This window comes from Pseudomonas sp. St386, from assembly GCF_018325865.1.
Lineage (GTDB): Bacteria > Pseudomonadota > Gammaproteobacteria > Pseudomonadales > Pseudomonadaceae > Aquipseudomonas > Aquipseudomonas brassicacearum.
Genome location: NZ_AP021900.1, coordinates 1,770,142 through 1,784,942 on the forward strand (window position 1 = coordinate 1,770,142; position 14,801 = coordinate 1,784,942).

The following is a 14,801-nucleotide window of genomic DNA, read 5'->3' on the forward strand; positions in this document are numbered from 1 at the left end:
CTTGCCCGCGATACAGGCGCCTCGGTTCCAGTGAGACCGCATCGGCTTCATCGCGGGCAAGCCTTGCTCCCACACAAACCTGTTCCCACACAAACCTTGCTCCCACAGGTTGCGGTGTTGTTTCTATACCGCCGCGGAGCCCACCCGGCCCTTGCGCAGCGCATCGATCACCGCCTCTTTCGGGCCATCGGCCACGATCCGGCCGTTATCCAGCACCACCAGGCGGTCCACCAGGCTCAGCATCGAGGTGCGGTGGGTGACCAGCAGCACGGTCTTGCCCTGTACATGGGTATGCAGCTTTTGCCGCAAGACGTCTTCGCTGCTGTTGTCCATGGCGCTGGTGGGTTCGTCCAGCAGCAGGATCGGCGGGTCGAGCAGCAAGGCCCGGGCCAGTAGCACGGCCTGGCGTTGGCCGCCGGAGAGCAGTTGCCCGCGCTCGCCCACCGGGCGGTCGAAACCTTGGGGATGTTGGCGCGCCAGTTCGGTGACACCGGTCAGTTCCGCCACTTCCAGCATGCGCGCGTCGCTGATGTAGCGGGCGCCCAAGGTGAGATTGTCCCGCAGGCTACCGGCCAGCAGCGGCAGGTCATGGGCGACGTAGCCGATCTGTTGGCGCAGGTCGGCGACGTCCAGTTGCCGCAGGTCCAGGCCGTCGAGCAGCAACTGGCCTTCCTCCGGCGCGTAGAAACCCATCACCAGGCGCGCCAGGGTGCTCTTGCCCGAGCCACTGCGGCCGATGATCCCGACCCGTTCGCCGGGCTTGAGGCTGAAGCTGATATTGGCCAGCGCCGGAGTGCTCTGGCCGTTGTAGTGGAAGGTCACGCCACTGACGTCCAGCGCGCCCTGCAACTGGGTGCGATCCAACGGCCGTTGTTTGGCATCGCGTTCCTGGGGCAGCGCCATCAAGGCATCGGTGCTGCGCATGGTGAGCTGGGCTTGCTGGTAACGGGTGATCAGCCCGGCGATCTGCCCCAGCGGCGCCAGTACTCGGCTGCCGAGCATGTAGGTCGCCACCAGCGCGCCGACGCTGAGGTTGCCGGCGATGATGCTGTAGACCCCGGCGACGATGGTCGCCATGCCCGCCAGTTGTTGCAGGAACAACGTGCCGTTGGTCGCCAGTGCCGACAGATTGCGCGCATGGCTGTCCAGGCGGGTGAGGGCGCCGTGGGTGCTTTCCCACTGATGCTGGCGCTCGCTCTCGGCGCTGCAGGCCTTGAGGGTTTCCAGGCCGCCGAGGGTTTCGATCAGCAGTGCCTGGCGCTGGGCGCCCAGGGCCAGGCTTTTTTCCACGGTGTCGCGCAGGCGCGCCTGGATGATCATTGCGAAGACAATGGTGATTGGAAACGCCACCACCGGAATCACCACCAGCCAGCCACCCAGCAGGCCGATCACCACCAGCATCAGCAGGGCGAAGGGCAGGTCGATCAGGCTGGTGAGGGTCACTGCCGTGAGGAATTCGCGCAGGCCCTGGAAGTCGTGGATGCTCTGGGCGAAGCCGCCGATGGTCACTGGCTTGGCCTTCATCGCCATGCCGGTGATGCGCTCGAACAGGGTGGCGGAGAGAATCACGTCGGTTTTCTTGCCGGCGGTGTCCAGCAGATGGGCGCGCACTACCCGTAACACCAGTTCGAAGCCGGTGCCGATCAACAACCCCACGGCCAGCACCCACAAGGTCGACGTGGCCTGGTTCGGCACCACGCGGTCGTAGGTCTGCATGACGAACAGCGGCACCATCAGGCCCAGCAGGTTAATCAGGAAACTCGCCAGGATCGCGTCGCTGTACAGCCAGCGCGACAGTTTCAAGGTGTCGCGAAACCACGCCTCGACCCGCGGCACCAGGGGCGCGCGCAGGTCTTCGAGTTCATGGCGCGGCCGGGCGAACAAGGCCTGGCCACTGTAGTCGAGGTTCAGTTCCTCGCGGCTGACCCACTGCTCGCCGCCGTCGGCTTCGCTGGGCAGGATCAGCGCCTTGCCATCCTCGCCCCAGCGCCTGAGTACCGCACAGCGGCCCCCGCCAGGATCAGCATCACTGGCAGGTTCAGGGGCGAGATATCCGCCAGCTCACGACGCAACAGTCGCGCCTGCAAGCTTGCCCGGGCCGCTGCGCGTGGCAGCAGGTCCAGGCTCAAGCGTTGGTGCGCCATAGGAAGCCCGGCGCTGAGGCTGGCGCGGCTGACCGTCGCACCATGGAGTTTGCAGAGGATCAACAGACCGTCCAGCAAGGGATCATCGAAATTCAGGCGCGGATCGGCGCCAAGGGTTGCGGGTTCCATGCTGGTCACATTGTTCGCTCCCATTTTTTTTGGAGGGGGCTACTTCAGTTCCGGCAGCCGAGCCTGGTTCTTGACTTCGGTCTGCGCGACCGCATCGGCCGGTAGCACGATCCGTTGTTTGTGCAGCAGCAGGCCCATGTTCGCCAGTACCCGGTACATCGAGTACTCCTCGGTGTAGCGCACCTCGGTGTAGCGACGGTTGGCGTTGTACAGCTCGTTTTCGCTGTCGAGCACGTCGAGCAAGGTCCGCTGGCCGAGACCGAACTGATCCTGGTAGGCGGCGCGCACGCGGGAAGTGGTTTCGGCGTATTCGCGGGCGGTGGGGGTCTGTTTACGGGCGTTGAGCATCGCGTTCCAGGCCAGGCGCGTGTCTTCGTTGAGCTGGCGCAGGGCATTGTTGCGGATATCCATGGCCTGGTTGATCTGGTGAGCATTGGACGCCAGCCGCGCCTTGTCGCTGCCACCGCGGAACAGGTTGTAGTTCATCACCACGCCGACCCGCCAGTTGTTGTCGTGGCCTTCTTCACCACCGATGTTGTTATTGGCGCCCACCGCCGCCTCGGCGTCGAAGCGCGGGTAGAACGGCGACTTCGCCACTTCGTACTGGCTCTCGGCGGACTGTATGTCGGCCTGGGCCGATTTCAGGTACGGGTTGTTATCCACCATGCTTTGCTGGGCTTCGCGCAGGTCGGCAGGCAGTTCGCCTTTGGTCGAGGGCGGCGTTTCCAGTTCATCGGGCATGCGCCCGACCACGCTGTAGAAGTTCGTCTCGGCGTCGGCCAGGTCGACCTGGGCGGTGTCGTAGTTGTTTTCCGCCAGGGCCCGACGGGCGTTGGACTGGTCGGAGTCGGCCGTACTGCCCACCCCGCGCTGGGTGCGCAGGCCGATCTGGTCGTTGACCCGCAGGTGCGCTTGCAGGTTGTTCTTGGCCAGGGTCACCAGTTCGCGACGCTTGAGCACTTCCAGGTAGACCTCGATGGTGCGCAGCGCCAGATCCTGGGCGGTGCCCTGGGCGTAATAGGCCCGGGAGTTGACCACGCCCTGGGTGCGTTCCACTTCATTGGCGGTGTTGAACCCGTCGAAGATCATCTGTCGCAGGCGCAGCTCCGATTGGGTGTAGGTCAGGATATTGGTGTGGTGATTGCCCAAGGCCCGGGTGTTGGTGTTGTCGCTATAGCCACGACCGTAACCGGCATTCAAATCCACCGACGGGAAAAAGCCCCCTCGGGCGACCTTGACGTCTTCATTGGCCGACAGACGGCTGTCCACCCGTTGTGCCAGCTCAGGGTGAGTGGCAATGGTGCTCTGGATCGCTTCGGTCAAGGACATGGCCTGCGCCTGAGAGGAGCAGGCCATGGCCAGCAAAACCGCGCTGCAGAGGGGGGTTAGAACGCGCATGGGGTGCATCTCCTGAGGTCCGTAGTGCTTCGCTTGTCGCCAAAATATTGACGTGTTTAAGATCAAAACCGTTTCAACCTTGTAACAACACAGCTAAGAACATCCTGAGCAAAACCTAAGAAGAATTTCTCATAAGACTTATGCCGAAAAAAACTTATGTACTTGAAAAAAACCGGCACATTGTTCAAAGCGAAAGCCTTTGAATCTGCGGGTTCTGACGGCTTTTAGGCGTCAATAAAAGTTCCATGCAGATTTTTAAGCAATGTGAAGAAATGTCGAAAGGGCGATCTGTGAGGTGGTTTTTGGTGACGGTTTTTTGTCGTTTTGGCGAATTGCTAGCACCTTCTTCTTTCACGAAAGCTGGCAGATTTTCCAGCTTTTTGGATCGCCAAACCTGAGGACGGATTCTTCACTCAGACAGGTGCCGATTGCGGTCGGCAACGGAGGAAATGCACATGGCAGCGCTCATCGGTATCGTCAGCAAAGTGGTCGGGCAAGTTTTCGCAGAAGCGGCCGGTGGCCTGCGGCGGCCTCTGGTCGAAGGCGATCGGCTTTATGCCGGCGAACACCTGGTCACCGGTGCCGAAGGGGCCGTGGCGGTTCATCTGCAGAACGGCCAGTCATTGACCCTGGGTCGCGGAAGCGACCTGACCCTGACCCCGCAGTTGCTCGCCAACCATGCGCCTCATGTCGATACGCCTGACGCGGCGACACCGAGTAATGCGCAACTGACCGATGTGCAAAAGCTGCAGCAAGCCATCGCTGCCGGTGCCGACCCGACCCAGACCGGTGAAGCCACGGCCGCCGGCCCCGAGGGTGGCAACCCGGGGGGCGTGGGCGGCGGGCACAGTTTTGTGCTGCTGGAAGAAGTCGGTGGGGAGGTCGATCCGCAGATCGGTTTTCCGACGGCCGGGTTCAATGGGATTCCCGAGTTTCCACAGCTGCGCCTGGCCGGTGATCCGGATAACACGGGCGACAATGCAACCGTGCCGCCGGTGACACCGGATAACCCGGTGACCCTCGACGGGGTCGATGTCGAGGGCGGCGAACTGACCATCAACGAAGCCAATCTGGCCGATGGTTCGGCCAGCAATCCGGGGGCGCTGGTGCAAAATGGCACTTTCACGGTTTCCGCGCCTGACGGGCTGAGCAGCCTGAGCATCGGCGGCATCAACGTGATCACCGGCGGTGTGCCCGCAGGCTTCCCCCAAACCGTCACTTCGGCGCTGGGTAACACGTTGACCATCATCGGCTATGACCCGGCCACGGGGGTGGTCAGCTACAGCTACACCCTGACGGACAATGAAACCCATCCTGCCGGTGGTGGTGCCAACAGCATCACCGAGCAGTTCCCGGTGGTGGCCGTCGACACCGACGGCGACACGGCCACCGGCACCCTGGACGTCAACATTACCGATGACGTGCCCCAGGCGATCGACGACAGCCACGCCAACACGGCGTCGGAAACCCTGGTAACCCTCACCGGCAACGTATTGCCCAACGACCATCAGGGCGCCGACCGGATTCCCACCGGTCCCGATAGCGGGCCGATCATTGGCGGCACGTTCACCGGCACCTACGGCACCCTGGTGCTCAACCCCAACGGCACGTACACCTACACCCTGAACACCAGCGACCCGCAATTCGTCGCGTTGCATGGCGGGGGCAGTGGCACCGAGACGTTCACCTACACGCTGACCGATGCCGACGGCGATACCAGCACCGCGAATTTGGTGCTGCAGGTGCACAACAACGACGATCCAGTGGTGTTGGTGGGCCTGAATGCTGAGGGTGGCGAGCTGTCATTGCAGGAGAAAAACCTCAGCGATGGCAGCAGCCCGGATGCACCGGCCCTGACTCAAAGCGGCACGTTCACCGTGACTGCGTTGGACGGTGTGCAAACCTTGAGTGTTGGCGGCATCAATGTGGTGACGGGTGGCGTGGCAGCCGGTTTCCCACAGTCGATTACCACCGCGCTGGGCAACACCCTGACTATCACCGGTTTCAACGCTGCGACTGGGGTGGTCAGCTACAGCTACACCTTGCTGGATAACGAAGCCCATCCAAACGCCAACGGCGCCAACAGCGTTAGCGAACAGTTCGCAGTGGTCGCCACCGACGATAACGGCACCACCGCCAACGGCAACCTGGACGTGAACATCGTCGACGACTTGCCTAAAGCCGTGGATGACAGCAACGCCAGTACAGCCTCGGAAACCAATCTGACCCTGACCGGCAGCGTACTGACCAACGACACCCAAGGTGCAGACCATGTGGCGTCCGGCCCAATCACCCCCGGCACCTTCACTGGCACCTACGGCACCTTGGTGCTCAATGCCGACGGCTCCTACACCTACACCCTCAACACCGCCGATGCCGACTTCAAGGGCCTGCACGGTGGTGGCGATGGCAGCGAAACCTTCACCTACACCCTGACCGATGCCGACGGCGACACCAGCACTGCAAACCTGGTGCTGCAAGTACACAACAACGATGACCCAGTGATCATCACCGGCCTCGACACCGACGGCGGTGAGCTGACGGTCCAGGAGAAAAACCTCAGCGATGGCAGCAGCCCGGATGCACCGGCCCTGACTCAAAGCGGCACGTTCACCGTGACTGCGTTGGACGGTGTGCAAACCTTGAGTGTTGGCGGCATTAACGTCGTCACGGGCGGTGTAGCAGCCGGTTTCCCACAATCGATTACCACCGCACTCGGCAATACGCTGACCATCACTGGCTACAACGCCACCACGGGCGTGGTCAGCTACAGCTACACGCTGCTGGACAATGAAGCCCATCCAAACGCCAACGGCGCCAATAGCCTCAGCGAACAGTTCGCAGTGGTTGTCACCGACGATAACGGCACCACCGCCAACGGCAACCTGGACGTGAACATCGTCGACGACTTGCCCAAAGCCGTGGACGACAGCAACGCCAGCACGGCTTCGGAAACCCACCTGACCCTGACCGGCAGCGTGCTGACCAACGATACTCAAGGTGCGGACCATGTGGCCTCCGGCCCAATCACCCCCGGCACTTTCACCGGTACTTACGGCACCCTGGTGCTCAATGCCGACGGCTCCTACACCTACACCCTCAACACCGCCGATGCCGACTTCAAGGGCCTGCACGGTGGTGGCGATGGCAGCGAAACCTTCACCTACACCCTGACCGATGCCGACGGTGATACCAGCACCGCGAACCTGGTGCTGCAAGTACACAACAACGATGACCCAGTGATCATCACCGGCCTCGACACCGACGGCGGTGAGCTGACGGTCCAGGAGAAAAACCTCAGCGATGGCAGCAGCCCGGATGCACCGGCCCTGACTCAAAGCGGCACGTTCACCGTGACTGCGTTGGACGGTGTGCAAACCTTGAGTGTTGGCGGCATCAATGTGGTGACGGGTGGTGTGGCAGCCGGTTTCCCACAGTCGATTACCACCGCGCTGGGCAACACCCTGACTATCACCGGTTTCAACGCTGCGACTGGGGTGGTCAGCTACAGCTACACGCTGCTGGACAATGAAGCCCATCCAAACGCCAACGGCGCCAATAGCCTCAGCGAACAGTTCGCAGTGGTTGTCACCGACGATAACGGCACCACCGCCAACGGCAACCTGGACGTGAACATCGTCGACGACTTGCCCAAAGCCGTGGATGACAGCAACGCCAGTACAGCCTCGGAAACCCATCTGACCCTGACCGGCAGCGTGCTGACCAACGATACTCAAGGTGCGGACCATGTGGCGTCCGGCCCAATCACCCCCGGCACTTTCACCGGCACCTACGGCACCTTGGTGCTCAATGCCGACGGTTCCTACACCTACACCCTCAACACCGCCGATGCCGACTTCAAGGGCCTGCACGGTGGTGGCGATGGCAGCGAAACCTTCACCTACACCCTGACCGATGCCGACGGTGACACCAGCACCGCGAACCTGGTGCTGCAAGTACACAACAACGATGACCCAGTGATCATCACCGGCCTCGACACCGACGGCGGTGAGCTGACGGTCCAGGAGAAAAACCTCAGCGATGGCAGCAGCCCGGATGCACCGACCCTGACTCAAAGCGGCACGTTCACCGTGACTGCGTTGGACGGTGTGCAAACCTTGAGTGTTGGCGGCATCAATGTGGTGACGGGTGGCGTGGCAGCCGGTTTCCCACAGTCGATTACCACCGCGCTGGGCAACACCCTGACTATCACCGGTTTCAACGCTGCGACTGGGGTGGTCAGCTACAGCTACACCTTGCTGGATAACGAAGCCCATCCAAACGCCAACGGCGCCAACAGCGTTAGCGAACAGTTCGCAGTGGTCGCCACCGACGATAACGGCACCACCGCCAACGGCAACCTGGACGTGAACATCGTCGACGACTTGCCTAAAGCCGTGGATGACAGCAACGCCAGTACAGCCTCGGAAACCAATCTGACCCTGACCGGCAGCGTGCTGACCAACGACACCCAAGGTGCGGACCATGTGGCCTCCGGCCCAATCACCCCCGGCACTTTCACCGGCACCTACGGCACCTTGTTGCTCAATGCCGACGGCTCCTACACCTACACCCTCAACACCGCCGATGCCGACTTCAAGGGCCTGCACGGTGGTGGCGATGGCAGCGAAACCTTCACCTACACCCTGACCGATGCCGACGGCGACACCAGCACTGCAAACCTGGTGCTGCAAGTACACAACAACGATGATCCAGTGATCATCACCGGCCTCGACACCGACGGCGGTGAGCTGACGGTCCAGGAGAAAAACCTCAGCGATGGCAGCAGCCCGGATGCACCGGCCCTGACTCAAAGCGGCACGTTCACCGTGACTGCGTTGGACGGTGTGCAAACCTTGAGTGTTGGCGGCATTAACGTCGTCACCGGTGGTGTGGCAGCCGGTTTCCCACAGTCGATTACCACCGCACTCGGCAATACGTTGACCATCACTGGCTACAACGCCACCACGGGCGTGGTCAGCTACAGCTACTCCTTGCTGGACAACGAAGCCCATCCAAACGCCAACGGCGCCAATAGCCTCAGCGAACAGTTCGCAGTGGTTGTCACCGACGATAACGGCACCACCGCCAACGGCAACCTGGACGTGAATATCGTTGATGACCTGCCGACCGCTCATGCCGACTCTGCCTCGGTGGATGAAGGTGGGACGGTCAGTGGCAACGTCCTGAACAACGATGAAGGTGGTGCCGACGGACCGGCTGCGAGTGGTGCCGTGATCGGTGTGCGTGCAGGCAACGACACCTCGACTCCGGCGATTGGCGGCTTGAACACCCAGATCAACGGCACCTACGGCTACCTGACCCTGGACGCCAATGGCAACGCCGTCTACCACAGCAACCCGAACACCGTCAGCGCCCCGGGTGCGACCGATGTCTTCACCTACACCGTGCGTGATGCCGACGGTGATGAAAGCACCACCACCATCACCATTGATGTCCACGATATCTGCCTCGTCGCCACCCCCGACCACGAAATCAGCGTCTACGAAAAAGCCCTTGACCTGAACCAGGACGGCCAGGACCTGGCCCCCGGCACTGTCACCGGCAGCGCCCCGAGCGCCACCAGCGAAACCGCCAGTGGCAGCCTTGTCGGCTCGATCAGCGGTGCCGTTGGCGCAGTGACCTTCGCGCTGGTGGGCAACGCCAACGGTGCCTACGGTCAACTGTCGCTTCAGCCCGACGGCTCCTACACCTACACCCTGACCTCGCCAGCCACGACGACGCCTCACGCCAACGATGGCCCGAATGTGTTGAGCGAAAGCTTCACCTACCAGGCCACGGACTCGTTGGGCAACACCGTCACCAGCACCATCGTCATCGACATCGTCGACGACGTGCCAAGCGCCCATGCCGATTTCGCCTCGGTGCTGGAGGGCGGCACGGTCAACGGTAACGTGCTGGACAACGACGTACTTGGCGCGGATGGCGGCATGGTGATCGGCGTGCGCGCCGGCAACGACACCTCGAACCCTGCCGTCGGCGGCCTGAACACCCAGATCAACGGCACCTACGGCTACCTGACCCTGGACGCCAATGGCAACGCCGTCTACCACAGCAACCCGAACACCGTCAGCGCCCCGGGCGCGACCGATGTCTTCACCTACACCGTGCGCGACGCCGATGGCGATGAAAGCACCACCACCCTCACCATCGATGTCCACGAAAGCTGCCTCGTTGCCACGTCGGACCACGAAGTCAGCGTCTACGAAAAAGCCCTCGACCTGACCCAGGATGGCCAGGACCTGGCCCCCGGCACCGTCATCGGCAGTGACCCGAGCGCCACTGGTGAAACCGCCAACGGTAGCCTTGTCGGCTCGATCAGCGGTGCCGTTGGCGCAGTGACCTTCGCGCTGGTGGGCAACGCCAACGGTGCCTACGGTCAACTGTCGCTTCAGCCCGATGGTTCGTACACCTACACCCTGACCTCGCCAGCCACGACGACGCCCCACGCCAACGATGGCCCGAATGTGCTGAGCGAAAGCTTCACCTACCAGGCCACGGACTCGTTGGGCAACACCGTCACCAGCACCATCGTCATCGACATCGTCGACGACGTGCCAAGCGCCCATGCCGATTTCACCTCGGTGGTGGAGGGCGGCACGGTCAACGGTAACGTGCTGGACAACGACGTACTTGGCGCGGATGGCGGCATGGTGATCGGCGTACGCGCCGGCAACGACACTTCAACCTCTGCTGTCGGTGGTCTCAACAACCAGATCAACGGCACCTACGGCTACCTGACCCTGGACGCTAACGGCAACGCCGTCTACCACAGCAACCCCGATTCTGTCGGTGCAGCAGGCGCGACCGATGTCTTCACCTACACCGTGCGTGATGCCGATGGTGATGAGAGCACCACCACCCTCACCATTGACGTGCACAACAGCTGCCTCATCGCAGAAACCGACCACGACGTTACTGTCTATGAAAAAGCCCTCGACCTGAACCAGGATGGCCAGGACCTTGCCCCTGGCAGCGTCACCGGCAGCGACCCGAGCGCCACCAGCGAAACTGCCAGTGGCACCTTGGTCGGTTCAGTCAGCGGTGCCACTGGCGCCGTCTCCTTCACCCTGGTGGGCAACGCCACCGGCGCCTACGGCCAGTTGTTGCTCCACCCGGACGGTTCCTACACCTACACCCTGACCTCACCAGCCAACACCACGCCCCATGCCAATGATGGCCCGAACGTGCTGAGCGAAAGCTTCACCTATCAGGCCACGGACTCCCTGGGCAACAGCACCACCGGCAGTCTGGTGGTCAGCATCGTCGATGATGTACCGAAGGCCGTTGCGTCCGAGCGTTCGGTCACCGCGGTGGAGATCGATTCGAACCTGCTGATCGTGCTCGACGTGTCCGGCAGCATGGCCGATGACTCCGGTGTGCCGGGGCTTTCGCGGCTGGATTTGGCGAAACAGGCGATCAGCGCCTTGCTCGATAAATACGATGACCTGGGGGATGTGAAAGTCCAGCTCGTGACGTTCAGCAGCAGTGCCACCGACCAGACTTCGGTGTGGGTCGACGTGGCGACCGCCAAGTCGCTTCTCTCCAGCCTGTCAGCGGACGGCGGGACCAACTACGACGCGGCAGTGGCGACGGCCAAGACCGCGTTCGTCACGTCCGGGCAACTGACCGGCGCGCAGAACATCGGCTACTTCTTCTCGGACGGCAAGCCCAATTCTGGCCTGGAAACCGGCACGGCAGACGAGGCGGCGTGGAAAGCCTTCCTCGATGCCAATGGCATCAAGAACTACGCCATTGGCCTGGGCGACGGTGTCAGTAACGACTACCTCGACCCGCTGGCCTACGACGGCAGCGCTCATACCAACACCAACGCCGTGGTGGTCACCGATCTGAACCAGCTCAATTCGGTGCTCTCCGGCACGGTGCAAGGCGCGCCGGTTACCGGCAACCTGCTGGGCGAAGGCGGTTCGTTCGGCGCCGATGGCGGGTTTGTCAAAAGCCTGGTGGTCGATGGCACCACGTACAGCTACGACCCGGCGGCCAACGGTGGCCACGGTGCACTGAGCGCCAGTGGCGGGGTCAACCACGGCAGCTTCAATACAACCACCAACACACTGAGCATCGCCACCGCCCATGACGGTACCCTGGTGGTCAACCTTGATACCGGTGCGTTCAGCTACACCTCCCAGACCGCCACCAGCACATTGATCACCGAAAACATCGGCTACACCATCAGTGACAACGATGGCGACCTGGCCAGCTCCAGCTTGGTGGTCAAAGTCGTGCCCAACAGCCCACCCGTGGCGATGGACGACAACATCATCACCAACGTGCTGTCAGGCAACATCGTGGTACCGGGCGAATTGCTGCTGGGCAACGACAGCGACGCCAACGGCGATCCGCTCACCGCATCACCCACCAGTTTCAATACCGGTTGGACCGCCAAAGGTGGGGATTTCACTGGCAGCACCGGCACGGTCAGTTTCACCGGTAACAACGTGCAGTCGATCAACCTCAATCGCAGCGCCTTCGTCGCCAATGCCGCGACCATGACGGCGGTGCTGGTGGTCAGTGGCGCGCTGGGTGCGGTTTCCAACAATAATGCCAACGATGAGGACCGCCTCAACATCAGCCTCAAGCAGGGTGAAACCCTGACGCTGGACCATAACCTGGCGGGTGGGCATATCACCCTTGAGTATTCTCTCAACGGTGGGCCGTTCATTGCGATCAGCGACGGCGCCTCGTTCACTGCGGCGGCGGATGGCAACTACCAGATCCACGTCACCAACATCCCCAATCCCGGCGGCGGTAATTCCAACGCTGCGGAAAACTATCAACTGACCATGACCGTCAACTACGCCGGGGCCCAGGACAGCACCCCGGATTACCACGGCAGCTACACCGCCAGCGACAACCATGGCGGTAGCGACAGCGCTGCGGTGGACATCAGCTACCAGGCGGGCCATACCCTGACGGGCACCACCGGGGACGATGTGCTGTTGGCTGGTAACGGCGACAACATCCTCAATGCGGGCGACGGCAACGACATCCTCAGCGCAGGCTCGGGCAACAACACCCTGCACGGCGGGGCAGGCAATGACCTGCTCTACAGCGGCGCGGGCAACGACCTGCTCGATGGCGGTACGGGCAACGACACTGCGAGCTATGCCCACGCGAGCGCCGGGGTCACGGTGAACCTGGGACTGTTGGCGGCGCAGAACACCGTGGGCGCTGGCACCGATACGCTGACAGGCATCGAAAACCTGGTCGGTTCGAACTTCAACGATACCCTCACCGGTGACGGCGCCAGCAACCGCATCAACGGTGGATTGGGCCATGACGTGCTCAACGGCGGTGGCGGCGATGACCTGCTGATCGGCGGCCTGGGCAACAACACGCTCACTGGCGGCAGCGGTGCCGATACCTTCCAATGGCAGGCAGGCAACAGCGGCCACGACGTGATCACGGATTTCGCGCCCGGCGTCGACAAACTCGACCTGTCCCAGCTGTTGCAGGGGGAGAACGGCAGCACCGCGTCACTGGACGATTACCTGCACTTCACCATTAGCGGCAGCGGTGGGGCGGTCATCACCAGCATCGACGTCAGTGCCATTGCCGGTGCCACGCCGAACCAGACCATCGATCTGGCGGGCGTCAACCTCGCCAGTCATTACGGCGTCACGCCCGGCGTAGACGGGATGATCGCGGGCGGGGCGGATACGGCGACCATCATCAACGGAATGCTCAACGATCATTCTTTGAAGGTGGACACGGTGTGAGGTGAGCTGAAACGACAAAACCCGTCATGTCCAGTCTGGACATGACGGGTTTTGCTTTTGTGGCGGCTCAGGGTTTGCGCAATGTCTTCTGCTTGAGGATATAAACCGTTACCAGCACCGCACTGGTGAGCATGAACCCCCGGGCCCACGGCAGGGGCACCAGGTAGCAGGAAAAGAGGATGCTCGCCCACATCAGCCCGATGGCATAGACCTTACCCTTGAGCGGGATGCCGTTGCCGCTGAGGTAGTCGCGGATCCACGGGCCGAGGCGGGGATGTTCTACCAGCCATTGGTAGAAGCGCGGCGAGCTGCGGGCGAAACAGGCCGCCGCCAGGAGCAGGAAAGGGGTGGTGGGCAGTACGGGAACGAAGATGCCGATGACCCCCAGCGCTACGCTCAGCCAGCCAATGGCCAACAGAACGTAACGCAGGATCAGCGGGCGATTGCCGACTGGCGAGGGCACCCGGTCACTCAGTGGTGGCGAGGCTTGAGGATCGCCGGTTTCTCGTCCGGTGCGTTGCACAGCAGGTACAGGGCCGTGAGGGCTTCGGGGATCTGGACAATCATGTCGTCCATCAGGTTGGCGTCGGCGGCGATGTCGGAAAATTCCGGTTGCTCATCGAACAGGCCGGAACCGACCATGATCGGCAGCAGCATTTCGCTGACTTCCTCTTCGGCGGTTTCGAACCAGGCGGCTTCGCGCAGGAACACGCCTTCCATGAAGCCGATGCACCAGCCACGCAACTCCGAATCATCCGGATCATCGCCCAGGTCCAGGTCGCACGGTAGTTCGAATTCTTCGTCGGAAGCCAGTTGGCGGGCGATGTGGGCCTTGAGGCCGACCAGTGTGGCTTCGATTTCGGCACGCTGGGCTTCGTCGCTGTAATGCGGCTCTTCGGCGAACAGGGCGTCGATCCACTCACGGTCCGGCACCGTTTCTGCGCAGATGGACAGGGCGGTCAGATAGCCGTGAGCGGCCACGTAGTCCAGCGCCTCTTCGTGCAGCTCATCGGCGTCGAGGAAGACTTGCAGGCGGGTCAGTTGCTCAGCGAAGGACATTACGGGCTACCTTGGGGAATAAACAATGCGGGAATTCTAGGCCTTCTTGAGCGCCCAGGCCAGCCGCGTGGCGTATTTGCCTCTTGAAGGCCAGGGGTGGACACAAATGGGGGGGCGCCGCAGATCAAATGTGGGAGCGAGCTTGCTCGCGATGAGGGCGGCACATCCAGCACCTTCTCAAAATGACCCACCGCTATCGCGAGCAAGCTCGCTCCCACAGGGACTTGTGGCAACGGAAGCAATGTGTGGGTATCCCTAGCCGCTAGCACCTCCTGTCAGCAGCCCCCTTTGCAACGAAGGCCTCGGGTAT

The 14,801-nt window shown here is 62.2% G+C and carries 4 protein-coding genes and 1 pseudogene; 1 reads left to right on the plus strand and 4 read right to left on the minus strand.

What is annotated here, in order from left to right:
* Positions 1 to 123 precede the first annotated feature (123 nt).
* Both KI235_RS07865 and KI235_RS07870 read right to left on the minus strand, forming a co-directional pair.
* Positions 124 to 2,282: pseudogene (locus tag KI235_RS07865) on the minus strand (type I secretion system permease/ATPase).
* A 30-nt stretch (positions 2,283 to 2,312) separates the two neighbouring features.
* Complete coding sequence (locus KI235_RS07870) at positions 2,313 to 3,671, minus strand: TolC family outer membrane protein (RefSeq protein WP_003198989.1); 1,359 nt, start codon at positions 3,669 to 3,671, stop codon at positions 2,313 to 2,315.
* 455 nt (positions 3,672 to 4,126) lie between these two features.
* Between KI235_RS07870 and KI235_RS07875 the strand changes: the two genes are divergently transcribed.
* Entirely contained in the window at positions 4,127 to 13,432 is a 9,306-nt protein-coding gene (locus KI235_RS07875; RefSeq protein WP_212795630.1) for a retention module-containing protein, read from the plus strand.
* Positions 13,433 to 13,499: 67 nt separating this feature from the next.
* On the opposite strand, the gene KI235_RS07880 is transcribed toward KI235_RS07875, so the two are convergent.
* Entirely contained in the window at positions 13,500 to 13,895 is a 396-nt protein-coding gene (locus tag KI235_RS07880) for a YbaN family protein (protein WP_003198995.1), read from the minus strand.
* 8 nt (positions 13,896 to 13,903) lie between these two features.
* A complete protein-coding gene (locus KI235_RS07885) occupies positions 13,904 to 14,491 on the minus strand; it encodes a YecA family protein (protein ID WP_003198997.1) in 588 nt (195 codons plus the stop codon).
* Positions 14,492 to 14,801: the final 310 nt, after the last annotated feature.